The 25,690-nt window shown below is 70.7% G+C and carries 23 protein-coding genes and 1 tRNA gene; 13 read left to right on the top strand and 11 right to left on the bottom strand.

The features are described 5' to 3' along the window. The first annotated feature begins 7 nt into the window (after positions 1-7). Together ACFY01_RS33655 and ACFY01_RS33650 are read left to right on the top strand one after the other, a co-directional pair. Complete coding sequence (locus ACFY01_RS33655) at positions 8-1,273, top strand: sensor histidine kinase (RefSeq protein ID WP_390739543.1); 1,266 nt, start codon at positions 8-10, stop codon at positions 1,271-1,273. Further along, complete coding sequence (locus ACFY01_RS33650) at positions 1,270-1,950, top strand: response regulator transcription factor (protein ID WP_010358452.1); 681 nt, start codon at positions 1,270-1,272, stop codon at positions 1,948-1,950. Before ACFY01_RS33655 ends, ACFY01_RS33650 begins: the two co-directional genes overlap by 4 nt. A gap of 208 nt (positions 1,951-2,158) precedes the next feature. Here the strand turns inward: ACFY01_RS33650 and ACFY01_RS33645 are convergent, their stop codons facing one another. After that, complete coding sequence (locus ACFY01_RS33645) at positions 2,159-2,839, bottom strand: DUF461 domain-containing protein (RefSeq protein ID WP_390739542.1); 681 nt, start codon at positions 2,837-2,839, stop codon at positions 2,159-2,161. A gap of 638 nt (positions 2,840-3,477) precedes the next feature. On the opposite strand from ACFY01_RS33645, the gene ACFY01_RS33640 reads away from it, so the two are divergent. The 7 genes from ACFY01_RS33640 (at position 3,478) to ACFY01_RS33610 (ending at position 10,554) form a co-directional block, all read left to right on the top strand. Further along, a complete protein-coding gene (locus ACFY01_RS33640) occupies positions 3,478-3,960 on the top strand; it encodes a CarD family transcriptional regulator (RefSeq protein WP_003953493.1) in 483 nt (160 codons plus the stop codon). A gap of 392 nt (positions 3,961-4,352) precedes the next feature. Further along, positions 4,353-5,105 carry a 2-C-methyl-D-erythritol 4-phosphate cytidylyltransferase gene (gene ispD / locus ACFY01_RS33635; protein WP_390739541.1) on the top strand — a complete coding sequence of 251 codons (753 nt, stop codon included), beginning with the start codon at positions 4,353-4,355 and terminating at the stop codon, positions 5,103-5,105. Next, on the top strand, positions 5,095-5,619 hold the full coding sequence (gene ispF, locus ACFY01_RS33630) for a 2-C-methyl-D-erythritol 2,4-cyclodiphosphate synthase (protein WP_390739540.1): 525 nt from the start codon (positions 5,095-5,097) through the stop codon (positions 5,617-5,619). Before ispD ends, ispF begins: the two co-directional genes overlap by 11 nt. Before the next feature lie 55 nt (positions 5,620-5,674). Continuing rightward, the gene (locus ACFY01_RS33625; RefSeq protein WP_390739539.1) at positions 5,675-6,079 is read left to right on the top strand and encodes a PPOX class F420-dependent oxidoreductase; all 405 of its coding nucleotides are present in this window, start codon (positions 5,675-5,677) and stop codon (positions 6,077-6,079) included. A 186-nt stretch (positions 6,080-6,265) separates the two neighbouring features. Next, the gene (gene cysS / locus ACFY01_RS33620) at positions 6,266-7,669 is read left to right on the top strand and encodes a cysteine--tRNA ligase (RefSeq protein ID WP_390739538.1); all 1,404 of its coding nucleotides are present in this window, start codon (positions 6,266-6,268) and stop codon (positions 7,667-7,669) included. A 122-nt stretch (positions 7,670-7,791) separates the two neighbouring features. Continuing rightward, the gene (rlmB, locus tag ACFY01_RS33615; protein ID WP_390739537.1) at positions 7,792-8,733 is read left to right on the top strand and encodes a 23S rRNA (guanosine(2251)-2'-O)-methyltransferase RlmB; all 942 of its coding nucleotides are present in this window, start codon (positions 7,792-7,794) and stop codon (positions 8,731-8,733) included. A 117-nt stretch (positions 8,734-8,850) separates the two neighbouring features. Continuing rightward, on the top strand, positions 8,851-10,554 hold the full coding sequence (locus ACFY01_RS33610; protein WP_390739536.1) for a DoxX family membrane protein: 1,704 nt from the start codon (positions 8,851-8,853) through the stop codon (positions 10,552-10,554). Between the two features lie 114 nt (positions 10,555-10,668). Here the strand turns inward: ACFY01_RS33610 and ACFY01_RS33605 are convergent, their stop codons facing one another. The 4 genes from ACFY01_RS33605 to ACFY01_RS33590 all read right to left on the bottom strand — a co-directional run bounded on the left by ACFY01_RS33605 (position 10,669) and on the right by ACFY01_RS33590 (position 13,955). Next, positions 10,669-11,400, bottom strand: a complete 732-nt coding sequence (locus ACFY01_RS33605; protein WP_390739535.1) for an NDP-sugar synthase — start codon at positions 11,398-11,400, stop codon at positions 10,669-10,671. Positions 11,401-11,504: 104 nt separating this feature from the next. After that, entirely contained in the window at positions 11,505-11,969 is a 465-nt protein-coding gene (locus tag ACFY01_RS33600) for a hypothetical protein (RefSeq protein WP_390739534.1), read from the bottom strand. A 232-nt stretch (positions 11,970-12,201) separates the two neighbouring features. Beyond that, complete coding sequence (locus ACFY01_RS33595) at positions 12,202-13,338, bottom strand: ABC transporter ATP-binding protein (protein ID WP_390739533.1); 1,137 nt, start codon at positions 13,336-13,338, stop codon at positions 12,202-12,204. A gap of 263 nt (positions 13,339-13,601) precedes the next feature. Next, complete coding sequence (locus ACFY01_RS33590) at positions 13,602-13,955, bottom strand: helix-turn-helix domain-containing protein (RefSeq protein ID WP_390739532.1); 354 nt, start codon at positions 13,953-13,955, stop codon at positions 13,602-13,604. Between the two features lie 177 nt (positions 13,956-14,132). Between ACFY01_RS33590 and ACFY01_RS33585 the strand changes: the two genes are divergently transcribed. Then, positions 14,133-14,207, top strand: a tRNA-Thr gene (locus ACFY01_RS33585). A gap of 44 nt (positions 14,208-14,251) precedes the next feature. Here the strand turns inward: ACFY01_RS33585 and ACFY01_RS33580 are convergent. The 3 genes from ACFY01_RS33580 to ACFY01_RS33570 all read right to left on the bottom strand — a co-directional run bounded on the left by ACFY01_RS33580 (position 14,252) and on the right by ACFY01_RS33570 (position 19,709). Continuing rightward, positions 14,252-17,500 (bottom strand): Tat pathway signal protein, encoded by a 3,249-nt coding sequence (locus ACFY01_RS33580; protein WP_390739531.1) that lies wholly within the window; start codon positions 17,498-17,500, stop codon positions 14,252-14,254. 139 nt (positions 17,501-17,639) lie between these two features. After that, entirely contained in the window at positions 17,640-19,046 is a 1,407-nt protein-coding gene (locus ACFY01_RS33575; RefSeq protein ID WP_390739530.1) for an NAD(P)/FAD-dependent oxidoreductase, read from the bottom strand. Positions 19,047-19,055: 9 nt separating this feature from the next. Further along, a complete protein-coding gene (locus ACFY01_RS33570; RefSeq protein WP_390739529.1) occupies positions 19,056-19,709 on the bottom strand; it encodes a rhomboid-like protein in 654 nt (217 codons plus the stop codon). On the opposite strand from ACFY01_RS33570, the gene ACFY01_RS33565 reads away from it, so the two are divergent. Both ACFY01_RS33565 and ACFY01_RS33560 read left to right on the top strand, forming a co-directional pair. Beyond that, positions 19,708-20,634 carry an aminoglycoside phosphotransferase family protein gene (locus ACFY01_RS33565; protein WP_390739528.1) on the top strand — a complete coding sequence of 309 codons (927 nt, stop codon included), beginning with the start codon at positions 19,708-19,710 and terminating at the stop codon, positions 20,632-20,634. The two genes, ACFY01_RS33570 and ACFY01_RS33565, sit on opposite strands and share 2 nt — an antisense overlap. Positions 20,635-20,643: 9 nt before the next feature. Further along, entirely contained in the window at positions 20,644-21,132 is a 489-nt protein-coding gene (locus ACFY01_RS33560) for a GNAT family N-acetyltransferase (protein WP_390739527.1), read from the top strand. Positions 21,133-21,148: 16 nt separating this feature from the next. Here ACFY01_RS33560 and ACFY01_RS33555 read toward each other — a convergent pair whose 3' ends face one another. The 3 genes from ACFY01_RS33555 to ACFY01_RS33545 form a co-directional block, all read right to left on the bottom strand. Beyond that, the gene (locus ACFY01_RS33555) at positions 21,149-22,633 is read right to left on the bottom strand and encodes an MFS transporter (protein ID WP_390739564.1); all 1,485 of its coding nucleotides are present in this window, start codon (positions 22,631-22,633) and stop codon (positions 21,149-21,151) included. A 71-nt stretch (positions 22,634-22,704) separates the two neighbouring features. Continuing rightward, positions 22,705-23,685, bottom strand: coding sequence for a zinc-binding dehydrogenase (locus ACFY01_RS33550; protein ID WP_390739526.1), 981 nt, complete (start codon positions 23,683-23,685; stop codon positions 22,705-22,707). Positions 23,686-23,703: 18 nt separating this feature from the next. Continuing rightward, positions 23,704-24,864: an NAD(P)-binding protein gene (locus ACFY01_RS33545; RefSeq protein ID WP_390739525.1), complete on the bottom strand. Its 1,161-nt coding sequence runs from the start codon at positions 24,862-24,864 to the stop codon at positions 23,704-23,706. A 140-nt stretch (positions 24,865-25,004) separates the two neighbouring features. On the opposite strand from ACFY01_RS33545, the gene ACFY01_RS33540 reads away from it, so the two are divergent. After that, the gene (locus ACFY01_RS33540; protein WP_390739524.1) at positions 25,005-25,685 is read left to right on the top strand and encodes a pentapeptide repeat-containing protein; all 681 of its coding nucleotides are present in this window, start codon (positions 25,005-25,007) and stop codon (positions 25,683-25,685) included. The last annotated feature ends 5 nt before the right edge of the window (positions 25,686-25,690 follow it).

Here is a 25,690-nt window from a genome sequence, read left to right as displayed (position 1 = left end):
TTGAAGCATGGACGTGAACGCGGCGGTCGCCGCAGCGGCAGCGATCGCCGGGGTGCTCACCGGTGTCATCGCCATGCTGGCGTTCCGCTGGAGCGAACGCGACCAGAAGCGACCGACCAGGACTTCTTTGCACACCGATCCCGTACTCCCGCCCGGAGTGGACACGGTCCTCTCCGTACTCCGCTCGTCGGCCGTCGTGCTCGACGAGGCCGACGCCGTCGTCAAGGCCAGCTCCGCCGCGTACGCCCTCGGGCTGGTACGCGGCGGCAAGCTCGCCGTCGAGCCCATGCTCCAGATGACCCGGGACACCAGACGCGATGGCGAGATACGGCAGGTCGAGCTGGACCTCCCGCGGCGCGGAACCGGCCGCGGAGACGCCCTCGCCGTCTCCGCGCGGGTCGCGCCGCTGGGCTCCCGGCTGGTACTGCTGCTCGTCGAGGACCTCACCGAGGCCCGCCGCATCGAGGCCGTACGACGCGACTTCGTCGCCAACGTCAGCCACGAGCTCAAGACCCCGGTGGGCGCGCTCTCCCTCCTGTCCGAGGCCGTCATGGACGCCTCCGACGACCCGGAGGCGGTCGAGCGCTTCGCCGGCCGCATGCAGATCGAGGCCACCCGCCTGACCAACCTGGTGCAGGAACTCATCGATCTGTCACGCGTGCAGAACGACGACCCCCTGGAGGACGCCGAGCCCGTCCGCGTCGACGAACTCGTCGCCGAGGCCATCGACCGCTGCCGCCACCAGGCCGGGACCAAGCAGATCACGATGGCCGCCGGCGGCACGGCCGACCTGCACGTCTGGGGGAACCGGGGGCAGCTCGCCGCCGCCCTGGGCAACCTCGTCGAGAACGCCGTCAACTACTCCCCGGCCCGCACCCGCGTGGGCATTGCCGCCCGCCGGATCAGCGCGCCCGGCGGTGACATGATCGAACTCGCCGTCACCGACCAGGGCATCGGCATCACGGACAAGGACAAGGAGCGCATCTTCGAGCGCTTCTACCGGGTCGACCCGGCCCGCTCCCGGGCCACGGGCGGCACCGGTCTGGGTCTGGCCATCGTCAAGCACGTGGTCGCCTCGCACGGCGGGGAGGTCACGGTGTGGAGCGCCGAAGGCCAGGGCTCCACCTTCACCCTGCGGCTGCCGGAGGCCGGTGTGGCCCGCGACCGCGCCCTCCAGCACCCCGACCTCGACGAAGAGGCCGGGCCGTCCCCCGCATCCCCCGACTCAACCGCTGCGTACGAAACGCTTCCCGCCCCGGAGGTCCTTCCGTGACCCGAGTGCTCGTCGTCGAGGACGAGGAGTCCTTCTCCGACGCCCTGTCGTACATGCTCCGCAAGGAGGGCTTCGAGGTGGCCGTGGCGGCCACCGGCCCCGACGGACTCGACGAGTTCGAGCGCAACGGCGCCGACCTCGTCCTCCTCGACCTGATGCTGCCGGGACTGCCCGGTACGGAGGTGTGCCGCCAGCTGCGCGGTCGCTCCAACGTCCCGGTGATCATGGTGACCGCCAAGGACAGCGAGATCGACAAGGTCGTCGGCCTGGAAATAGGAGCCGACGACTACGTCACCAAGCCCTTCTCCTCGCGCGAGCTGGTCGCCCGCATCCGCGCGGTGCTGCGCAGACGCGGCGAGCCGGAGGAGGTCACCCCGGCCGCGCTGGAGGCCGGCCCGGTCCGGATGGACGTCGACCGCCATGTGGTGACGGTGTCCGGTTCCAAGGTCGACCTCCCGCTGAAGGAGTTCGACCTGCTGGAGATGCTCCTGCGCAACGCGGGCCGCGTCCTCACCCGTATGCAGCTCATCGACCGCGTCTGGGGCGCCGACTACGTCGGCGACACCAAGACCCTGGACGTCCACGTCAAGCGCCTGCGCGCGAAGATCGAGCCGGACCCGGGCGCGCCGCGCTACCTGGTGACGGTGCGCGGGCTCGGCTACAAGTTCGAGCCCTGATCGGGCCGGTCGGCGTCCGCCGTGCCCGCCGGGCGGAGTCCGGCGCAGCGGCCCGAAGCCCGCGGAGCGGTGCGAGGGGCGCGTCCGGGACGGGGCTCGAGCCCTGATCGAACCAGGCCGGGGACGGGGCTCGAGTCGTAGCCGGCCGTCGTACGAGATGAACGAAGGGCGGCACCCCTCCCGGGGTGCCGCCCTTCGGGCGTTCGGGTCAGTGGGCCGTGGCCGATGCCGACGCCGAGTCGCTCGGGGTGGAGCCGATGGTGGCGGAGTCGCTCGGGGAGGGGGAGGACTTGCCCTTCGACGGCTTCGACGGCTTGGAGTTGTCGCTCGCCGTCGCGCCGGCGGCGGGCGAGCCGGTGGCCGCCGCGGTCGGGATCTCGCTCGGGCCCCACGCGCCGAAGTAGCTCCTGGCCGGGAAGACGAAGGCGCGCAGGCTCACGTCACCGGTCCGGCTGAAGGTGAAGGTGACCTTCTGGGCGTTGCCGTCCTGGAGCGCCTCGCTGGTGTTGTCCAGCACGGCGGAGGCGTTGTCCTTGCCCCCGAGGATCAGCGAGCCGCCGGCCGGGATGGTGAGGTCCTTGCCCTTGGCCGGGCTGAGCTTGGCGGACTTGCCGGTTCCGGGGATGGTGATCGAGTCGAGGGTCTGGGCGTGGACGGTGTCGCCGTTGAAGATGGTGGCGGAGACCACGGCGGGGCCCTTGGACTGCATGTCGGGCTGGGTGATGACCGTGACGTTCTGGATCTTGATGGCGCCCACAGAGGTGGCCGCGTTGTCCGGCTTGATCTCCAGGGTCTGGGGGTCGTTGCCGGCGCCACAGGCGGCGAGCGAGGCGATCGAGAAGACGATGGCGGAGGCGGCGAGGGCGCCGCGTCGAATGCTGCTGCTCACGGCGGCGGCAACTCCTTGAACGCAGGGGCGACCTCCTTATAAAGCCGCCCTAAGTGTCTGTCAGCGGCCTCAGGTTACCGAGCCGGTCCCCACCGGCCGCACCCGACCCTCCCCCAACGCCCGCGCTTCCCTCCAGCAGGGGGTACCCCACGCCCCTCGAGTGACTCCCGATCCGCATTGGCCGGTTCGTCGTCCGGCATTCACATAACGCGGCCCGCAAATCTTCGGTGAAGGAATGCGCGGCCGCCCGGAAATTGATCACGCATTGATCACGCACAGATGAACGTACCGATGAGTAGGCCGATCAGCCGACTGATCGCGACCCCCTCGTGATCAATTCCGGATTCGTCTCGTATCCGGCTCCGGACACCGAACGGAGTAGCGTAAGTCGCACACTTGGAACCGGACAAATGTGGATGTTCGGCCGTTCTGAGGGGCCTCCGGATGTGTGTAACGTACGCGTTTCACCCCGCCCGGACAGCCGCTCCGACCTGCGAATACCTGGTTCCGCACACCTGCCGAAGCACGTTCCTGTCGCTGTTGTCAAGCCCTGAGATATGCCCTGACCTGCGAAAACGCCATTCAGAAGACGCCGTATCCGTGTTACCCTGGATAGCCACGGAAGGGGTACCTGTCACATGACGTTCAAGGTTGGCGACACCGTGGTCTATCCCCATCACGGGGCCGCGCTGATCGAGGCCATCGAAACTCGCCAGATCAAAGGCGTGGACAAGACCTACTTGGTGCTGAAGGTCGCCCAGGGTGACCTGACGGTACGTGTGCCAGCGGACAATGCGGAGTTCGTCGGCGTGCGTGATGTGGTCGGTCAGGACGGGCTGGACCGGGTCTTCGAGGTGCTGCGCGCGCCGTATGCCGAGGAGCCCACGAACTGGTCCCGTCGTTACAAGGCAAATCTGGAGAAGCTCGCCTCCGGCGATGTCATCAAGGTCGCGGAAGTAGTGCGTGACCTGTGGCGTCGCGAGCGCGAGCGCGGACTCTCCGCCGGTGAGAAGCGCATGCTCGCCAAGGCTCGCCAGATCCTGGTGAGTGAGCTCGCCCTCGCGGAGAACACCAACGAGGACAAGGCCGAGGCCCTGCTCGACGAGGTCCTCGCGTCCTGACGGACCGGCCTCCGACAGGCCCTCCCCGTTCGGCACGCTCATCACAGTGAAATGCCGCGGTGCCCGATGACACACCACCTGTCGCCGGGCGCTGCGGCATGTTCGCGCGCACGCGTACGCAGCCGCCGTACTACTCCGTTTCCGCCCGTACACGAACTCATGCACGTTCGTACACGACGGACTCGGACGCGACTGCTGCGATCACCGATGCCGTTGTCGTCGATGCCGTTGTCGTCGGGGAAAGCCCCCGATACTGACCATCGATACTGATCGTGCCGGGCCCGGGCAGCCGACTCGACCGGTGTCACGGAAGGGTCCGGTCAAGACGCGCGCCCAGTGGCACGCTGAGGCCATACCCACGCAGGCCGCGCACACAAACCTGACAGGAACCGATGTCTGACGATTCGCGCCCTTCGCCCGCGCCGGCGCCCGTCGCCGCCGTCATTCCGGCCGCCGGACGGGGCGTACGCCTCGGTCCGGGCGCCCCCAAGGCGCTCCGCGCGCTGGGCGGCACACCCATGCTCATCCACGCGGTCCGCGCGATGGCCGCCTCCCGAGCCGTCACCCTGGTGATCGTCGTGGCGCCGCCCGACGGCACCGCCGAGGTCAAGTCCCTCCTCGACGCGCACGCCCTGCCCGAGCGCACGGACTTCCTGGTCGTCCCCGGCGGCGAGACCCGCCAGGAATCGGTCAGGCTCGGCCTCGACGCGCTCCCGCCCGCCCACCGCGTCGTCCTGGTGCACGACGCCGCCCGCCCCCTCGTCCCGGTGGACACCGTCGACGCCGTCATCGAGGCGGTACGCGACGGCGCGCCGGCCGTCGTCCCCGCGCTGCCCCTCGCCGACACCGTCAAGGAAGTCGAGCCGGCCGCCACCCCCGGCGAGCCGGAGCCGGTCGTCGCCACGCCCGAGCGGGCCCGGCTGCGCGCCGTGCAGACCCCGCAGGGATTCGATCGCGACACCCTCGTGCGCGCCCACGAGAACGTCACCGACGACGTCACCGACGACGCGAGCATGGTGGAACAGCTCGGCCTGCGGGTCGTGACCGTCCCCGGGCACGAGGAGGCCTTCAAGGTCACCCGCCCGCTCGACCTCGTCCTCGCCGAGGCGGTCCTCGCCCGCAGGAGGCTCAACGATGGCTTCTGAGACGCCGGTGTCCGGGACGCCGGCTTCCGAGCCGCCGGTGCTGCCCCAGGTCGGCATCGGCACCGACATCCACGCCTTCGAGGACGGCCGCGAGCTGTGGTGCGCCGGCCTGAAGTGGGAGGGCGAGGGGCCCGGCCTCGCCGGACACTCCGACGCCGACGTCGTCGCGCACGCCGCCTGCAACGCCCTCTTCTCGGCCGCCGGCCTCGGCGACCTCGGTCAGCACTTCGGCACCGGCCGCCCCGAGTGGTCCGGCGCCTCCGGCGTCACCCTGCTGGCCGAGGCCGCCCGTATCGTCCGCGAGGCCGGCTTCCGGATCGGCAACGTCGCCGTTCAGGTGGTCGGATCCCGCCCGAAGATCGGCAAGCGCCGCGACGAGGCCCAGAAGATCCTCTCCGAGGCGGCCGGCGCCCCCGTCTCCGTGTCCGGGGCCACCACCGACGGGCTCGGCTTCCCCGGCCGGGACGAGGGCCTGATGGCCGTGGCGACGGCGCTCGTGGTGCGGGTGAGCTGAGAGCGTGTGAGGGTACCCGCGAGTGACCAGTGACCCAGGTTCCGGAGGTACCCCCATGCCCGCCGCTCTCTCCGACCGCCTCAAGGCCCTGCTCGACGGCCCGGTCTTCGTCGTCCTCGGCACCGTCCAGCCGGACGGCAGCCCCCAGCTCTCCCCGGTCTGGGCCAAGCGGGACGGCGACGACGTCCTGATCTCCACCACCGTCGACCGCCGCAAGGCCAGGAACCTCGACCGTGACCCCCGCGCCGACGTCGTCGTCCAGGACCCCGAGTCCCCGTACGAGTACGCAGAGATCCGCGGCACCGCCGAGACGACCACCGAAGGCGGCCAGGCGCTCATCGACGAGCTGAGCCTCAAGTACACCGGCAAGCCGTACGCCGAATTCAACCCGGCCTCCGCGCAGGACGCGGAACGGCTGGTCGTACGGATCCGCCCGCGGAAGGTCGTGGGGAGTCTGTGAGCCCGCGGCCCTGGGGGCTGCCGCCCCCAGACCCCCGCTTCGGCCTGAACGGCCTCGTCCGCAAACGCCGGACGGGCTGAAAGAAGCAACCCTTCCGGGGCCCGGCGGCGTCCGCTGTGTCACGAATTCGTGGCCCTTCCACAGAAGGGTCGCAAGGCACTGCCCCGCGCCCACTACCCTGGAGTGGTGACGATTCGCCTGTACGACACCAGCGCCCGGCAGATCTGTGACTTCACCCCGCTCAAGCCGGGCTGTGTCTCGATCTACCTGTGTGGCGCCACCGTCCAGGCACCGCCGCACATCGGCCACATCCGGTCCGGGCTGAACTTCGACATCATGCGCCGCTGGTTCGACTACCGCGGCTACGAGGTCACGTTCATCCGCAACGTCACCGACATCGACGACAAGATCCTCACCAAGGCCCACGAGCAGAACCGGCCCTGGTGGGCGATCGGTTACCAGAACGAGCGCGCCTTCAACGACGGTTACACCGCCCTCGGCTGCCTCCCGCCGACGTACGAACCGCGCGCCACCGGCCACGTCACCGAGATGGTCGAGATGATGCGGACGCTCATCGAGCGCGGACACGCCTACGAGGCCGACGGCAACGTCTACTTCGACGTGCGCTCCTTCCCCGGCTACCTGGAGCTGTCCCGGCAGGAGCTGGACAACCTGCTCCAGCCCTCGGCCGAGGGCGAGACCGGCAAGCGCGACCCCCGCGACTTCGCCATGTGGAAGACCGCCAAGCCCGGCGAGCCCACCTGGCCGACGCCATGGGGCCCCGGCCGCCCCGGCTGGCACCTGGAGTGCTCGGCCATGGCCCACAAGTACCTGGGCTCCGCCTTCGACATCCACGGCGGCGGCCTCGACCTGATCTTCCCGCACCACGAGAACGAGATCGCCCAGGCCAAGGCCATCGGCGACGACTTCGCCCAGTACTGGGTGCACAACGCCTGGGTGACCATGGCCGGCGACAAGATGTCGAAGTCGCTGGGCAACAGCGTCCTGGTCTCGGAGATGGTCAAGCAGTGGCGGCCCATCGTCCTGCGCTACTACCTCGGCACCCCGCACTACCGCTCGATGATCGAGTACAGCGAGGAGGCCCTGCGCGAGGCCGAGTCCGCGTTCGCGCGGATCGAGGGCTTCGTGCAGCGCGTCGTGGAGAAGGCCGGGGGGGTGGTCGAGCCCTCCGCCGAGGTCCCGCCCGCCTTCGCCGAGGCCATGGACGACGACCTCGGCGTCCCCCAGGCCCTCGCCGTCGTGCACACCACCGTCCGGCAGGGCAACTCCGCCCTCGCCGCCGACGACAAGGAAGCCGCCGTCGCCCGGCTCGCCGAAGTACGCGCCATGCTCGGCGTCCTCGGCCTCGACCCGCTCGACGAGCACTGGGCCGGTGACGACGGCGACCGCGGCGAGGACCTCCACGGAGTCGTCGACAGCCTCGTCCGCATGGTCCTCGACCAGCGCGAGGCCGCCCGCTCCCGCAAGGACTGGGCCACCGCGGACGCCATCCGCGACCAGCTCAACCAGTCCGGCCTCACCATCGAGGACAGTCCCCAGGGCCCCCGCTGGACCCTCGGCCCGCGTTGACCCCCGATGATCCTCCGATGACCGCTCACCCGGTCGGTTTCTTGATCGATTGTGCCGCCCGGCTCCCCGGGCGGCACACTGCCTATACGTACACACGCACGCTTCACACAGACAGGTAGGTCATGGCCACCAACAACCGCCGCATGTCCGGCAAGAAGGGCGCGCAGGTCGGCAGTGGCGGCCAGCGGCGCAAGGGCCTCGAAGGCAAGGGCCCGACCCCGCCCGCCGAGATGCGCAAGGGCCACAAGAAGAACCGCATCGCCAACGCCAAGGCGAAGCAGGCCGTGCGCCGCCCCACGGCCCGGGGCCGTGGCGGCAAGTCCACCTCCGAACTCGTCGTCGGCCGCAACCCCGTCATCGAGGCCCTGCGCGAAGGCGTACCCGCCTCCACCCTGTACGTCCAGCAGTTCATCGACAACGACGAGCGGGTCCGCGAGGCACTCCAACTCGTGGCCGAGCGCGGCGGCATCAACCTCATGGAGGCCCCCCGCCCCGAGCTCGACCGGATGACGAACGGCCTCAACCACCAGGGCCTCGTCCTCCAGGTCCCGCCCTACGAGTACGCCCACCCCGAGGACCTCGCCGAGGCCGCCTACGACGAGGGCGCGGACCCCCTCATCGTCGCCCTCGACGGCGTCACCGACCCGCGCAACCTCGGCGCCGTCGTCCGCTCCGTCTCCGCGTTCGGCGGCCACGGCGTCGTCGTACCCGAACGGCGTGCCGCCGGCATGACCGCCGGCGCCTGGAAGACCTCCGCCGGCACCGCCGCCCGTACACCCGTCGCCCGCGCCACGAACCTCACCCGCGCCCTCGAGGCGTACAAGAAGGCCGGCATCGTGGTCGTCGGCCTCGCCGCCGACGGCGAGGTCGAACTCGACGAGCTCGAAGCCCTCGGCGGACCCGTCGCCATCGTCGTCGGCAGCGAGGGCAAGGGCCTGTCCCGGCTGGTCGGCGAAACCTGCGACTTCCGGGTCCGCATCCCCATGCCGGGCGGCGCCGAGTCGCTCAACGCCGGTGTGGCGGCGGGCATCGTGCTGTACGAAGCCTCCCGCCGACGCGGCTGAACAGACGTACCCGCGGTCACTCGTGCGGGTCAAACCCGGCGACACGCACGAGATTGACGGGGTCCGGACACATCCGGGCGGTCAAAGCAGTGTCCTAACACCACGTCACTCGGTTAGATGAGTGTGGACACCAGAACACCCCGCACACCCACGGGGGACCGCTCGTCGGGATTCGACGACGCTCCCGCGCTGAGCATGGTGAAGGTGCCGAGCGATCCGGCGCAGGTCATCGTCAATCACGCGAGCTTCCGCGTGCAGCTGGGCGCCTCGACCCGGCGAACCCAATCCCCACGGATCGCCCGGCACCCGAGCGCCACCGCGGACACCGGCCGCATCCCCGCCGCGGGCGCCGCCCGCCGCCGTCCCGTCGTCTGGAGCGGCCGCTCCGCCCCCGACGACACCGGCGCCCACCGGCTGCTCCAGGCCGTGCGGGGCGGCAGCGTCCGCCACGCCGAGGAAGCCGTCACCGACGCCGGAGCCACCCAGGTCATCCCCCGCGTCGGCGATCGCGTCGGCGACCGCGGCGGCTACGGCACCGGCTATCCCACCGGCTACCCGACCGGCTACTCCAGCGACTACGACGAGGTGTACGACGGGCTGGAACAGACCGTCGAAACCCCCGTCGTCGGCCACCAGCGCGCCCCCGCCGCCGGCGAGACCCGCCTCCTGCCTCCCATGCGCACCGTCGGCAGCGCCTACGACCCGCCCGCCCACCCCCAAGACCACTACCTCGACCCCGACGACGACTACGCCCACCCCGACGACCACTACGCGGACCCGGACGACGACGACCCGGCCGGACCCCGCGCCAAGCGCCACAGCGACGACCCGGCCCGGCACGCCTACTACCCCGGCCGCCGCATGAACCTCGGCGTCGTCCTGCTCCCCCTGCGCCTCTTCCTCGGCTTCATCTCCATCTACGCCGGCATGGGCAAGCTCTGCGACCCGCTCTACTTCGAGGGCGGCAAACGAGGCTCCATGGTCAAGTGGCTCAACACCCTCCACCCCTGGGAAGCCGCCGAACCCCTGCGCCAGTTCGCCCTCCAGCACCCCGTCGGCTCCGGCCTCGTCATCGCCTTCCTCCAGGTGGTCGTCGGCGTCCTGACCATCCTCGGCTGCTGGCAGCGCGTCGCCGCCGTCCTCGGCGCCATGCTCTCCGCCGCCCTGATCGTCACCGTCACCTGGAAGACCGTCCCCGCCTACGACGCCCCCGACATCATCTACCTCGCCGCCTGGTCGCCCCTGATCATCGCCGGCGCCCCCGTCTACTCCGTCGACGGCCGCCTCGCGGGCAACGCCTGGCGCACCCTCGGACCCCGCTCCGACATCTGGGAACTGCGCCGCTACGTCCTGCGCCGCGGCGCCCTCGTCACCGCCCTCACCGTCGGCGTCACGCTCCTCGTCGGCTCACTCCTCGGCGGCGCCGTACGCGACGCCGACCGCGTGGTCGTCCCCGGCCCCGGCGAGGCCCCCCGCAACAACCTCCCCGGCTCCCCGCTCCCCGAACGGACCGGCAGGACCCACCGGAAGGCACCGACCTCCACCCCGTCCGCCGTCGGCACCGACGCCAGCCCCTCGGGTACCGCCACCACCCCCGGCGCCACCCGCTCCACCGGCACGGTCACCGGCGGCACCCCCAGCCAGACCCAGGGCACCGCGGGCCAGGCACCACCGCGGCACACCTCCCCGGCCCAGCAGGCCCCCAGCACCACCTCGGGACCGACCTCCGGCGGCACCGCCACCGGCGGCGGCGCCACGGGAGGCGCCGGCAGCGGCTCCTCCTCGGGCCAGCCCGGCCTGGTGGGCGGCCTCCTGGGCTAGCGGCACAGCCCCGTTCGAACGAAGGGCCCCGCACCCTCCAGGGTGCGGGGCCCTTCGACGCACGCACACACTCACGCACACACGCACGCACTCACTCACGCATCGGGGTCCGGGTCAGCGACCCAGCGCGGCCAGCTCCTTCGCCGCCTCCGTCAGATCCTTCGCCGTGTCGATGGCACGCCAATAAGCACCCTGCGGAATCGGGAAACCCGCCAGCCGACGCTCACGCGCCAGATGCGGGAACGTGGTGCGCTCATGGTCACCGCGCGCCGGCAGCAGACCGGCGAACTCCGGCGAGAACACATAGACACCCGCGTTGATCTCGAAAGTCGACGGCGGGGCCTCGATGAAGTCCGTGATGTGTCCAAACCCGTCCGTCTTCACCGCACCCCACGGAATGCGCGGCCGGGCCAGCGCGAGGGTCGCGACGGCGTCGCGCTCGGTGTGGAAGTCCGCCATGTCGCGGAGCGAGAAACGGGTCCAGATGTCGCCGTTGGTGGCGTACCAGGGACGGTCCGGGTGCGGAAGACGGGCGGCCGCGTACTTCAGGCCGCCACCGCGGCCGAGGGGCTCCGACTCCACCACCGTCGTGACGTTGACGGGCAGGTCGGCCGTCGCCAGCCACTTCTGAAGCACCTCGGCGAGGTGGCCGCAGGAGACCACCACGTCCGTCACGCCCTCCTCGGCGAGCCAGGACAGCTGATGGCCGATGATCGGGGTGCCCGTGCCGGGAATCTCGACCATCGGCTTGGGCCGGTCGTCGGTGTACGGACGCAGCCGGGAACCCTGGCCACCGGCCAGGACGACGGCTTGAGTGGGGCGCGACGCGGCATTCGGATCGGTCATGACCGAACTGTACGCGGCGCCCCACTCGCGGCTTACGGACGCAACCGGCTCCTCAAGCAGCCGTTACCTGCCGCTCACCTTTCAGAGCGCGTCCTCAGGAAGGTTCAGCCGCGGGACGCGGCCAGTACGCCGGAGGCGAAGGACGTGTCGCACACCGGCCGGGCGTACGACTGCGCGCGCGAGGCGCCGTAGATACGCACCGCGGCCCGGCCCAGGGCACGGGCGATCGAGGTGCAGTGCTTCGCCAGTGACGGGTGCCCGTTGACGGCCTGCTGGAGATGGGTGAGGACGACGCCCGGGTTCCTCTCCTGCAACTCGTCCATCAACTGGTCGCGCAGCACGTCCTGCGGAGCGCGGGTGACGTCCCGGGAGGTCCTGCCCGCGCCGGAGATGTCCGAGGCGGTCAGCACCGAGTTCGAGGGGTTCCCCGACCAGTTGACCCGGGTGACCGCGAGGGTCCCGGAGAGCACCAGGACGACGGGCAGGACGAGGGCGAGGGTGCGGCCGATCCGGCGGGCAGGGCCGCCCCGATGGCCGCGTCGCATCTGTTGGTTGGTGGAGTGCTTCACGCGTGTGAGGGTAGCGCGCCGTAATGTTTTGGAGACGTTCAGTCACCGTTTCGAGGGACGCCGAAACCCCCTTTTCCAGGCGGCGCGTTGACGCACACTGCTCGAAATGACCCGCTTGCCGGGGTATTTGTCGACAACGGTCCACGACGTTCGGCAACGGGAAAGGGCCCCGCAGCAGGCTGCGGGGCCCTCTCGGCCCACCCGGGCGAATTTCACCCGGGACGGGGACTGCTCAGTCGGAGAGACGCTCACCCGTGGAGGTCGAGAACACGTGGGTCTCGCCCGGCCGCGGCACGACGTGCAGCGTGGCGCCCTTCTCCGGGACCGCGCGGCCGCTGACGCGGACGACCAGGTCCTTGAGGTCGTCGCCGACCTTGGCGGAGCCGTAGACGTAACCGTCGGCGCCGAGCTCCTCCACGACGTTCACGGAGACCGCGAGGCCGGCCGGGGCGTCCTCGGTGTCCTTCGACAGGGCGGAGGCGGCGGCGCCGTTGTGCTCGACCACGTCGAAGTGCTCGGGACGGACACCGACGGTGACGGTGCGGTCGCCCTTGTCGGAGGCGGCCTTCAGCGCGTCCCGGTTGACGGGGACGACGCTGTTGCCGAACTTCACACCGCCGTCGGTGATCGGCACCTCGACCAGGTTCATCGCCGGGGAACCGATGAAGCCGGCGACGAAGAGGTTGGCGGGCCGGTCGTACATGTTGCGCGGCGAGTCGACCTGCTGGAGCAGACCGTCCTTGAGGACCGCCACGCGGTCGCCCATCGTCATGGCCTCGACCTGGTCGTGGGTGACGTAGACGGTGGTGATGCCGAGGCGGCGCTGGAGCGAGGCGATCTGCGTACGCGTCGACACGCGGAGCTTGGCGTCCAGGTTGGACAGCGGCTCGTCCATGAGGAACACCTGCGGCTCACGCACGATCGCGCGGCCCATCGCGACACGCTGCCGCTGACCGCCGGAGAGCGCCTTCGGCTTCCGGTCCAGGTACTCGGTCAGGTCGAGGATCTTCGCGGCCTCCTCGACCTTCTGCCGGATCTCCGCCTTGTTGACGCCCGCGATCTTGAGCGCGAAGCCCATGTTGTCGGCGACCGTCATGTGCGGGTAGAGCGCGTAGTTCTGGAACACCATGGCGATGTCCCGGTCCTTCGGCGGCAGGTGCGTGACGTCGCGGTCACCGATGCGGATGGCGCCGGCGTTGACGTCCTCCAGCCCCGCGAGCATCCGCAGCGAGGTGGACTTGCCGCAACCCGACGGGCCGACCAGAACGAGGAACTCGCCGTCCTCGATGTGGATGTCGAGCTGGTCGACGGCGGGCTTCTCGGTGCCCGGGTAGATCCGGGTCGCCTTGTCGAACGAGACAGTGGCCATGGTGAATGGGCCCCCTTCTACCGGCAGGAACGTGCCGGACGATCCGTTGTAGGAAGGTGGTTGCTGGTGTAGTCCACCGGGGTGAACTGGGTCAGGACGGTACCTGGCGTTCACCTGGTCTGTCAGTAGGTCGGGGGGTGTGAAGTTCGGGCAAATTCTCGAGGCGGCAGAGCACCCCACTTTTGACCTTGCCCGTGATCATGGTCAGAGCGACTGCCTTTTGACCCTGCTACATGGCTTCCTGCTTCTACATCCGCCGCCGATCACGCACAACCCTGACGAGCTGCACCCCGACCGGTCCGGCACATCTCCGCGAAGCCCACGCGCACGCGGTGCTGCTCCCAGGCGTTCGACCGCAGCGCCAGCCCTTCGTTGTAGACCCACCTACAGGCGCCGAACGTCCGCTCCAGCTGCTCCACCTGCTCTTCCGTCGGATAGAAGCGGAAGCGGTAGAGCCGGTGGTGCGTGTCCGCGGCTTTGGCGTGCCCCTTCATCGGCGTCGCCGCGCGCGTGTGGTGCTTACGACGGTCGCCGATGCCAAGCGTGTCGCGCTTGATGCGCTTGGCATCCTCGCCCTTGACCGCTTTCGGCTTCGGCGTGTCAGCCACCTCGTCCATCAGCCCTCCCCTCGACGATCTGATCTTCGGAACAGCACGTCAGACCGATCAACGAACGGGTGCACGGATGGTTACGCAGAGCTTTTTGAAGCGGTGACGTGGAGAACTCCTTGGCTTGTGGAATCTGTCTCTGTGTAGAGTGGTGCCGCCTCCGCGCGCGGCCATGTAGTGCGTGATGCCTCCTTAGCTCAGCTGGCCTAGAGCGGGTCACTTGTAATGATCAGGTCGTCGGTTCGAGTCCGACAGGGGGCTCAAAAGCCCAGGTCAGACACCGTCCGACCTGGGCTTCTTCATGCTCAGGCGACAACCGTCCCGCTCGCCTTGCTCACCGCCGACCCGTCCGTGTGCCCGGTCCGGTGTGCGGTCACCTTCACGGTGATCTTCTTGTTCTTCTGGGCCGACTTCAGGACCAGTGAGGACTTGGTCGCCCCACTGATCGCCTTGCCCCCGGCGTACCACTGGTAGGAGTACGACGTCGCCGCCGGGCTCCAGGTGCCGGTGGTCGTCTTGAGGGTCTTGCCGATCTTCGCCGTGCCGCTGATCGCGGGGGCCTTGGTCGCCTTGGGGGCGTCGCCCTTGGCGACGGTCACCGCCGGCGAGGTTGCCGTCCCGTCGGTCCAGCCGCTGCGCACGGCGGTGACGGTCACGGTCAGCTTCTTACCGAGCAGCGATGCCGGGATCGTGTAGGTCGACGCGGTCGCCCCGGTGATCGCGTTGCCGTCGGCCTTCCACTGGTAGGTGTAGGAGGACGGCGTCGCCGACCAGCTGCCGGTGGAGGCCGTGACCTTGGCGCCGACCTTGGCGGCCCCGGTGACCTTCGGTGCGGCCGTGTTGCCGAGCTTGGGCTGCGGGGTCACGGTGAATGAGCCCCGCGGGTACTCCCAGCCGTGCGTGAGCACGCTGACGTTCCAGGTGCCGGTGGCCGTGCCGGTCAGGTCGAGGGTCGCCGTCGCCGTGCGGTTGTCGGCGGAGACCGAGTCGGCCGGGGCTTTGATCGTCTTGCCGGCCTGGCTGAGCTCGACGGTGACGTCCGGGCCGAGCGCGGTGCCGGTGACCGTCAGCTTGACCTTGGTGCCGGTGGTCCCGGTTGTTGGGCTGATGCCGGTGACGCCGACCTTCTCCGTGCCGCACAGGGCGTACGAGCAGGTCAGCTTGGCGCTGTAAGCGGTGCTGGAGGCCTTATCGGGCAGGCTGAGCAGGAACACGGTCGGGGTGGAGGCCGGGGACGAGCCGAGCGCGTCGCAGTCGTAGCCTTCCGGGATGTAGTGCGTGCAGCCGTTGGCCCAGGAGGTCGTGTTGTAGAGGGCGGGTACCGCGGTGGCGGCGGCGCCGGTGGTGTCCTTGATGTCGGTGTCGAAGCGGTCGAAGCCGGCGGTCGGCAGTGCCGCGCACACGGTGGTGTGCGACTCGTCGAGTGTGCCGGTGACCGGTCCGTATCCGTAGGCGATGGACGGCGCCTTGGTGCACTCGGGCGCGGGACCGTCGGCGGTGGCGATGCGGACTGCGTCCAGGTGGTATTCGGGTGAGGCCTTGGCGGTGGCCGGGGTCTGTACGAGTACCTGGTGGGTGGTGGAGCCGGTGACCGCGCAGGGGCTGTTCCGGAAGGAGCACTCGGTGTTTCCGTCGCCGTCCAGGACGGCCATGTTGGCGGTGCCCTGGGGGTCGCGGACGTTGATGTGAAGGACGTCGGTGGTCGCGCCGGTTGTGATCTGTCGGCAGTCCAGGGTGCCGGCGGCTCCGTACGTGCTCGTCAGGGACGGGCCGCCGACCTTGGCGGCCTTGGTGCTGGTGCAGCCGGCGGAGGATGCCGTCGCGGTGACGTCGCGCCGGGTGAGGGTGTAGGTGGCGGCCTGGTCGCGGCCGGTGACCAGCACGGTGTGGGGCTTGCCCGGGGTCAGCGGGCAGAGGACCCAGCCGTTGGTGGTGGCGTACCGGTCGCAGACCTTCTTTCCGGTGGAGTCCAGTACCGAGAACTTGGCCGCGGCCGTGCCTGCGGTGGCGGTCAGTTGGAGGACTTCGGCGTGTGTGTGCGCGTCCGCCGGGATGGTCAGGCAGTGTGAGAAGACGCCGTCGCCCGTGGTGAAGGTGGCCTTGGCGCCGTCGGCGGTGAAGCTGCCGGCGGGGAGGACGGGGCAGTCGTCCGGGACGTCCGTGCGGTGCAGGGCCACGGAGTACGGGCCTGTGGCGTCGTCGCCGTTGTCCTCGGTGTGCACCAGCGCGCGGTAGGGGGCCGTGCCTGTGAGTGCGCAGTCGCCGTTCGACAGGTTTGCCGCGCCGCACTGTACGGTGCCGTCCCGGTCGACGACCTCGACGTCCGCGTCGACGCCGGACGAGGCGAGCGGGGTGAGCGCGGCGAGCCGGGCGCCCTGCGGTGCGGACAGTGTCAGGCAGTCGTACTGGCCGACGGTGCTCAGTTCGCCCTTGTGCAGGCCTGTGCCGGTGGGCACGCATCCGGCGTCGGATGCGCGGTCGAGGACGACGACCCCTTTGGGGGTGTCGTAGAAGGGGTAGGAGTCGTCGTCGAGCAGGGCGGTGTACGTACCGGCCTTGGGCACCCGGCAGGGGTCGGTGCCGGTCTTGCAGACTGTCTTGCCGTCGGCGTCGTACACCTGGACCGCGCCGGTGGAGCGGTCGTCGCTCACGTAGTGCACGGTGTATTGGCCCGCCTTGTCGGCGGCGAAGGTGTAGCAGGGGTTGGTGGTCAGGTCCTGGCTGCTCAGGGCACCGTAGGGTCGTACGGGTGCGGCGCCACAGCCTTGCGGGTCGTTCAGTCGGCGCACGTTCACGGCGTAATCGGCGGGGAAGCCCTTTTCGGTGTAGGAGAGCTGGGAGATCACCCGGTAGGGGCCGGTGCCGTCGGTGGGCAGGACGCAGCCGGTCTCGCCGTCCTCCGGGAAGTGTGGGCAGATCCGGGCGCCCGTCGAGTCGGTGAGCCAGGCGAGGGAGGAGCCGTACACCTTGGATCCGTACGTGAGCCGGATCCGTTCGCCGGGCTTGGCCGTGAAGGGCTGGCAGTCGAGTTCGACCGGGCTGACGGACGTTCGGGGCACCACCGGCTGGTCCCAGCGGGTGCTGACGGGGTCGGCGCAGCCTTTCGTCGTGGCGAGCGGGACGACGGTCACCGATGTGTTCGTGGTGTCCCAGCCCCGGTTGAGGACTTTGAGGGTGTAGGTGCCCGCCGCGGGCAGGTCGCACCAGCCCTTTACCGAGTATTCGCGGTTGTAGCAGTCCAGCTGGGTGCCGTCGGCGTTGTAGACCTCTGGGTACAGGTTGCTGCTCGTGTCGTCGACGGAGACCAGGTGCAGGCCCGCCGTGTCAGCGGTGATGGTGAAGCAGGCGCTGCCGTCGGCAGGGACGGCAGTCTTCCCGATGGCGTCGCCGGGGTCGCCGAAGGGGGCGAGGGAGAGTGGGGTGCACTGTGGGTCGTCGGCGTGGGCGGTGCCCGCGCCGGTCATTGCGAGTAGTGAGGCGAGCAGCGAGACGAGGACGGCGACGGCGGTGAGCCGCCCGGGTCTCGCTGCCGGACAGGAGTCGATGACAGCCATGAATCCCCCCTGGAATGACGGTTGTTGAGGTGATCGTCGCACGCAGGTGCGACACAGCCTCAAGCGTTTTCCAGGGACTGACGGGACTGACGGGACTGACGGGACTGACGCCTGATGGTGTTTACAGGCGCTCTGGTTCTCAGTGTCGCCCCGCCACCCGATCGGCCACCCGGGCCAGCCGTGACGACTCGGTGGCCGGTCGCAGCCGTTCCCGCTGGTCGGCGGCTCGGTAGGTCGCGTACATGCCCTGGACGCCGAGCCAGCGGAAGGGTTCGGGCTCCCATTTGCGGACCTTGTGGTTGACCCAGGGGAGGTCGGTCAGTTCCGTCCGGCCGCCTTGGCCCGAGTCCTGCTGCACCAGGTCCCGCAGTGTCCGTGCGGCGAGGTTGGTGGTGGCGACGCCCGATCCGACGTAGCCGCCTGCCCAGCCGAGCCCGGTGGCGCGGTCGAGGGTGACTGTTGCGCACCAGTCGCGTGGTACGCCGAGGACTCCCGACCAGGCGTGCTCGACGCGCACCCCGGTCAGTGCCGGGAAGAAGCGGACCAGGATGTCCCGGAGGGCCTCGATGGTCGTGTCCTGGGTGCGGCCGTCGTTGTCGGTGCGGGAGCCGAAGCGGTACGGGACTCCGCGTCCGCCGAGGGCGATCCGGCCGTCGGCGGTGCGCTGGGCGTACATGTAGGCGTGTGCCATGTCGCCGAGGGTTTCGCGGCCGTTCCAGCCGATGGCCGTCCACTGGTCGTCGGTGAGCGGTTCGGTGGCGATCATCGAGGAGTTCATGGGCAGCCAGGTCCGCCGCTGGCCTCTGAGGGAGGCGGTGAAGCCTTCGGTGCAGCGCAGGATGTAGGGGGCGCGGACGGTGCCGTACGGGGTGATCGCGTGCTTGGGGCGGATCTCGGTCACCGGGGTCGATTCGTGGATGGTGACGCCGAGGGCTTCGACGGCTGCTGCCAGGCCCTTCACCAGTTTCACCGGGTGCAGTCGTGCGCCGTGGGGTGTCCAGGTGGAGCCGACGGCGTCGGCGACGCGGATGCGTTCGGCGGTCTCGCGGGCGCCGTACAGTTCGCGGTCCTTCTCGCCGTACGACAGTTCGTGCTCGTGGAAGGCCTTCAGCCGGGCGAGCTGTGCGGGTGTGGTCGCGACCTCGAGGACGCCGCCCTTGTGGATGTCGGCGTCGATGTCCTCGGTCCGCGCGACGGTGATGACTTCGTCGACGGTGTCGTTCATGGCCTTCTGGAGGCGTACCGCTGCCTCGCGGCCGTGCAGTCTGGCGTACCGGTCGCGGCCGGCGATGCCGTTGTAGAGCCAGCCGCCGTTGCGTCCGGAGGCGCCGTATCCGCAGAACTTCTGTTCGAGGACGGTGACGCGGAGGAAGGGGGCGGCCTTCTTGAGGTAGTAGGCGGTCCACAGCCCTGTGTATCCGCCGCCGACGATCACGACGTCCGCGGTCGCGTCACCGGCCAGCGGTTCCCGGACGGCCGGGAGGCCGTCGTCGGTGTACCAGAAGGAGACGCCGCCGTTCACGACATTGCTTGCCGAGCTGCTCATGCGCGGACGTTAACCCCTGAGGGCGGCCAGTGTCTCCTTCGGATTCCATGCTTTTCCGCGCCCTCTGACCAGCGGATAGCAGGCCAGGCCGATCAGTATGGAGACGAAATGTCCGAGGTCCGTGAACGTCGGCCCGGTGGTCAGCGGCACGGCGAAGAGCACGAGGACGGTCGCCAGGTACACGTACCGCCAGGGGGTCGCGATCCTGTACGTGAGTACGCCCGCCACTCCGGCCAGCGCGTAACTCACGCCCACGTCGAGGGTGTTGACGGCGGAGTGCGGTGCCATCCCGTCCTGGATCGCCTTCAGCAGCGCCCCTTCGCTGATCAGCGTCGCCAGCACGTGCGCGGCCGCGCACACCACGAGCCAGCGGGCGGTGCCCAGCCAGCGTTCGGCCGGGGCGTGGAAGACGGTGAAGAGGACGGCGTAGGGCAGCCAGTGTCCGTCGTCGATCCACATCGCGCTGGAGATCAGTACCCGTACCGGGTTCCGTGACAGCTCATGGATGTTCGTGGACCGCTGCCGCAGGAAGTGCTGTTCGAATTCCGGCGACATGTGGTGCAGCGCGAACGTCGTGGAGAACAGGATCAGCAGCCACACATACGTGCCGGGAGCGCTGCGGACGTATGCCCACACCCTGCTCGGGCCCCGGTTCTTGTCCATGAGCCGATTCACGCAGACGCGTAACGTCCGAGGGGTGATCGACATTCCGGGCGAGCTGGTGGCGGCACAGGAGAAGTACAACGGGGCGGCCGGCCGGGCCTTCGTGGCGGGGCTGCCGGACCTGGCGGCCCGGTTCCTCGGCCGCTGGGGGCTTCGTCTCGACGGGCCGTCGATGTACGGCGTCAGTGCCCTGGTCCTGCCGGTCGTGGTGCGCGCCGACGGCACCCGGGCCGTGCTGAAGCTACAGCTGACGGACGAGGAGAGCGTGGGCGAGCCGGTCGCGCTGCGGATCTGGGACGGTGACGGCGCCGTACGCCTCCTCGCGCACGACCCGGCGACCGGCACCATGCTGCTGGAGCGCCTGGACCCGGCCCGGATGCTGTCCCACGTCCCGGACACGCGTGCGGCCGTGCTGGTCGTCGCCCGGTTGCTGGCCCATCTGACCTCGTTCCCGGCGCCGGAGGGCATGCGCCGCCTCGGTGACATCGCGCACGCCATGCTGGAGCGGACCCCGCCGGCCCTGGACCGCGTCCCGGACGCCGCGGCCCGCCGCCTGGTCGCCGACTGCGCGGCCGCCGTGCGCGAGGTCGCCGGCGAGCCCGGCGACCGCCTCCTCCACTGGGACCTGCACTACGACAACGTCCTCGCCGCCGGCCGCGCCCCCTGGCTGGCCATCGATCCCAAGCCGCTCTCCGGTGACCCCGGTTTCGAACTGTGGCCCGCCCTGGTCAACCGCTTCGACGCGGGCGAGGTGCGGTGGCGGTTCGACGCGCTGACGGAGGTGCTGGGGCTGGACCGGGGGCGGGCGCGGGCGTGGACCTTGGGGCGGCTGCTCCAGAACTGCCTGTGGGACGTGGAGAGCGGGCGGGGGCTTCAGGAGCGGCAGCTGGAGATCGGGCGCCGGCTGCTGGAAGCGGGGGGTTAGCCTCGGCCCATGATTCGTACCGCGACCCCCGCCGATGTCCCCGTCATCCACGCCCTGGTCCGCGAGCTGGCCGAGTACGAGAAGGCCCCGCAGGAGGCGAAGGCGAGCCCCGAGCAGTTGCGGGAGGCGCTGTTCGGGGCGCGGCCCGCGGCCTTCGGGCACGTGGCCGTGGACGACTCGACCGGTGAGACGGTCGGGTTCGCGCTGTGGTTCCTGAACTTCTCGACGTGGCGGGGGGTCCACGGCATCTACCTGGAGGACCTGTACGTCCGGCCGGAGGCCCGGGGCGCGGGCCACGGCCGGGCGTTGCTCACGGAGCTGGCCCGTATCTGTGTGGAGCGGGGTTACGAGCGGCTGGAGTGGTCGGTGCTGGACTGGAACCGGCCCGCGATCGGGTTCTACGAGTCGCTGGGTGCGCGCCCGCAGGACGAATGGACCGTGTACCGGCTGACGGACGGGGCGTTGGCGGCGCTGGGCGGGGTGCCGTCAGGCCACTGACTTCGGGCCACCGACCTCAGGTCACCGACTCGGGTACGGGGCTGGTCGCCGGGGCGCCGCGCCCGGGGGCCCTGGCGGTCACCATCAGGCCCGCGACGAGGCCGGCGAGCAGCATGATGCCGGCGGCCCACCAGATGGCGGTGGTGTAGCCGTGGACGATTCCGGCGGGGATCACGGTGGCCTTCTGGGCGGGGCTGTGCAGGTGGGCGGTGACGTAGGCGGTGCTGCTGGTGGTGGCGACGGTGTTGAGCAGGGCCGTGCCTATGGAGCCGCCGACCTGCTGGGAGGTGTTGACGGTGGCGGAGGTGACGCCGGAGTCCTGCGGGGCGACGCCCGCGGTGGCGGTGGCGAAGACGGGCATGAAGGTCAGGCCCATGCCGAGGCCCATGAGGAGGAGGGCGGGGAGGATCTCGGTGGCGTAGTCGGAGTGGACGGTCATGCGGGTGAGGACGAGCATGCCGCCGGAGGCGAGGACCATGCCGGGGACCATGAGGGCCCGGGGTGCCACGCGCTGGAGGAGGCGGGCGGATATCTGGGTGGAGCCGATGATGATGGCGGCGGTCAGGGGGAGGAAGCCCAGGCCTGTCCTGACGGGTGAGTAGCCGAGGATGACCTGGAGGTAGTAGGTCATGAACAGGAACAGGCCGAACATGCCGATGGTGGCGAGGGCCATGGTGAGGAAGCAGCCGGCGCGGTTGCGGTCCTTGACGATGTGCAGGGGGAGCAGGGGCATCGGGGTGCGGGTCTGCCACCACACGAAGACGGTGAGCAGGAGGAGGCCGGCGGCGAACAGGGCGAGGACGAGCGGGTCGGTCCAGCCCCGGGGTTCGGCCTCGCTGAATCCGTAGACGACGGCGACGAGTCCGCCGCAGCCGAGGAGGGCGCCGGGTACGTCGAGGCGGGCGCCGGCGTGGCCGGGCCGGTCGTGCAGGAGCGCGAGGGCGCCGATGACGGCGATGACGGCGATGGGGACGTTGACGTACAGGCACCAGCGCCAGTTGAGGTACTCGGTGAGCAGGCCGCCGACGATGAAGCCGATGGCGGAGCCGCTGCCGGCGAGGGCGCCGTAGATCCCGAAGGCCTTTCCGCGTTCCTTGGGGTCGGTGAAGGTGGTGGTGAGCAGGCTGAGCGCGGAGGGTGCGAGTACGGCGGCGAAGGCGCCCTGGAGGGCGCGGGCGCCGAAGAGCATGCCGGAGGTGGTGGCGGCGCCGCCGAGTGCCGAGGCGGCGGCGAAGCCGACGAGCCCGATGACGAAGGTGCGTTTGCGGCCGACGAGGTCGGCGATCCGGCCGCCGAGCAGCAGCAGTCCGCCGAAGGCCAGGGTGTAGGCGGTGATGACCCATTGGCGGTTGCCGTCGGACATGCCGAGGTCGTGCTGTGCGGAGGGGAGGGCGATGTTCACGATGGTGGCGTCCAGGACCACCATCAGCTGTGCCAGCGCGATGATCACCAGGCCCCACCAGCGGCGGGGGTCGGTGTCGTCCGGTGCGGGCTGCTCCATCGGGGTGACACTCACCCGCCCAGGAGACCACTTGTCGGGATCTGTCGCATCCATGGAGGTGGGGCGCTCGCTCATGGCTCCAATACCACCTTTCCGACTGTTTTGCGGGTTTCCAGAGCGCGGTGCGCCGCTGCCGCCTCGGCGAGGGGGAAGCGGGTCACGGCGGGTTCGAGGCGGCCTTCGGCGGCCTCGGTGAGGGCGCGCAGTTCGAGGGTGCGCAAGGGGTCGGGGCCGCCGGCCCGGCCCAGCATCGCCGGGCCGAGGACCTGCTCGGAGACGCCCTCGACGAGGTGGGCGCGTCCGTCGCGGATGCCTTCGGCGGACCAGCCGAAGACGAGGTGCCGTCCGCCGGGGCCGAGCAGGGCGACGGCTTCGCGGGCGATGTCGCCGCCGACGCCGTCGAAGACGACGGTGGCGGGCCGTCCGCCCAGGCGGGCGCGGACCGTCGCGGGCCAGGCGGGGTCGGTGTAGTCGACGGCGAGGTGGGCGCCGTACGTCTTGACCCGCGCCGTCTTCTCCGGGCCGCCCGCGAGTCCGATCACGGTGGCGCCGCTGTGTACGGCGTACTGGGTGAGCAGGGTGCCGATGCCGCCGGCGGCGGCCGGGATCACGACGACGGAGTCCGGGCCGAGCTCGGTGAACTGGAGGATCCCCAGCGCGGTGCGCCCGGTGCCGATCATGGTGACGGCCTGGGCGAAGTCCAGTCCGGCGGGGATGTCGTGGAGCCGGGCGGCGTCGGTGACGGCGAGTTCGGCGTAGCCGCCGGGGGCGAAGCCGAGGTGGGCGACCACGCGCCTGCCCAGCCAGTGCGGGTCGGTCCCGGCGCCGAGGGCGTCGACGACGCCGGCCACCTCGCGGCCGGGGACGGTGGGCAGGGCGGGCGGTTCGGGAAGCGGGCCCCGGACGCCCTCGCGGAGGGCCGCGTCGAGCAGGTGCACCCCGGCGGCGGCGACGGCGACACGGACCTGGCCGGGGCCCGGGACGGGGTCGTCGACCTCTTCGAGGGTGAGCTTCTCGGCCGGACCGAAGGCGTGCAGACGTATGGCGAACATGGGCTTCACCCTTCAACCTCAAGCGTGCTTGAGGTCAAGGGCGGTCCGGCCGAGGGCGAGGGAGACGGCGGTGAGGGCACTGTTGAAGGACACCTCGGACAGCACGCCGGGAGCGGCGACCTGGTCGCCGGCGAGGTAGACGCCGTCGCCGCGGTCGACGGCGGGCCGGTCGCGCCAGCTGGTGCCGGGCAGGTCGACGGCCCCGGTACGGCCGTCCGCCACTGCCTCCCGCCGCCAGGTGACCCGGTCACGCCAGCCGTCGAAGGCGAGGTCGAGGAGCTGTTCGGCGCGGGCGGTGCCGTCGGCCTGGGACTGGCCGGGGCCGATGGGGATCTGCCCCTGGAGGAGTTGCTCGCCGGCGGGGGCAAGGGTGTGGTCCTGGGCGGTGAACCGTTCGAGCCAGCCGGGCGCGTCGAGGTCGGACACCGCGAAGGCGTCGCCGCGCCGGGTGCGCAGGGCGAGGTCGATCAGGACCGTACGGCCGCTGGGCCAGGTCAGCGAGTCGTCCTGGAGGAGGCGGCGGGCGGCGGGCAGGGAGGTGGCGACGACGACGGGCGTGTCGCCGGGGAGGGTGTCGACGGGGGAGAGGGTCTCGATCCGCACGCCGAGGTTCCAGGCCCGGCAGGCCATCCGGTCGATGAGGCTCGCCCAGCCGCCGCGCGGGTAGTGCGCCTCGGGCGGCAGCTTGGTGGCGCGGCGCAGACGCTCCTGCACGAAGGCGGCGGACAGGGCGCCGGGGTCGTGGTGGAAGAGGGCGACGGCGGAGTAGTTGGCGGCGGCGCGGGCGGCCTCCTCACCGGCGAGGTCCGTCGCCCAGCTCAGGAAGTCGGTGTCGACGGGGGCCTGCCGGGCGCCTCGGCGCAGCAGTTTGAGCATGGCGAACGGCGGGGTGCGGCGGAGGGCGCCGTGGTGGCGGAGTCTGAGCCGGGCGGCTTCCCGGGGCGGGAGGGGGGCGAGGGCGCCGATGAGGTCGCGCTGCTTCAGCCAGGTCCAGTGGGGGCCGCCGTTGTAGAGGGCGTGCGGGCCCTCGTTGGTCCGGTAGGGGGCGTCGGCGGTGCGGGCCCTGCCGCCGAGGGTGTGGTGGGCCTCGTACACGGTGACCTTCGCGCCTGCCTCGGCGGCGGTGATGGCGGCGGTGAGTCCGGCGAAACCGCCGCCGATGACGGTGATGCGGTGCATGGGCCGAGTCCTTACGTTGATCGGGTGCTGCTGGTTGCGCTGCCTTCCACGCATACGACTGATCAGGGCGCCGGAATGTGACATCGGTGGTGTTTTCGCAGGTCGGACGGATTGTCAGTGGCGGGGTGCAGCATGGGGGCATGGCGAGGAAGGCGACCGGCGGGGCCGGTGCGACGAAGGCGGCGCGGCGACCGGAGCTGCGGCTGCCGCCGCTGGAGCCCTGGGACGGCGGCGGGCTGGAGCCGGACGGGGACTATGACGGGCTGGAGTTCCGCGAGGAGGACTTCGCGGGGCAGGACGGCGCGGGCGCGCGTTTCATGGACTGCTCGCTGACGGGCTGCGCCGTCGACGAGACGCGGTTGCGTCACGCCCGGCTCCTGGACACGGTGCTGTCCGGGATACGGGGCGTCGGCACCGACCTGGCCGAGTCCACGCTGCGGGACGTCGAACTCCACGAGGCCCGCCTCGGCGGCACGCAGTTGCACGGCGCCGTCCTGGAGCGGGTACTGGTCCGCGGCGGCAAGATCGACTACCTCAACCTGCGCAAGGCCAGGCTCAGGGACGTCGTCTTCGAGGGCTGCGTCCTCGTCGAGCCCGATTTCGGCGAAGCGCGCCTGGAGCGGGTGGAGTTCGTCGACTGCGTCCTCAAGGGCGTCGACTTCGGCGGGGCGACCCTCACGGACGTCGACCTGCGCGGGGCCGCTTCGCTGGAGATCGCGCGAGGGGTGGGACGGCTGGCGGGCGCGGTGATCAGCCCCGGGCAACTGGTGGATCTGGCGCCGGTGCTGGCGGGGGAGCTGGGGATCCGGGTGGAGGGGTAAGCCGG

It is taken from the genome of Streptomyces sp. NPDC001480 (assembly GCF_042894725.1).
Classification (GTDB): Bacteria; Actinomycetota; Actinomycetes; order Streptomycetales; family Streptomycetaceae; genus Streptomyces.
This window is presented reverse-complemented; position numbering and strand designations above follow the sequence as displayed.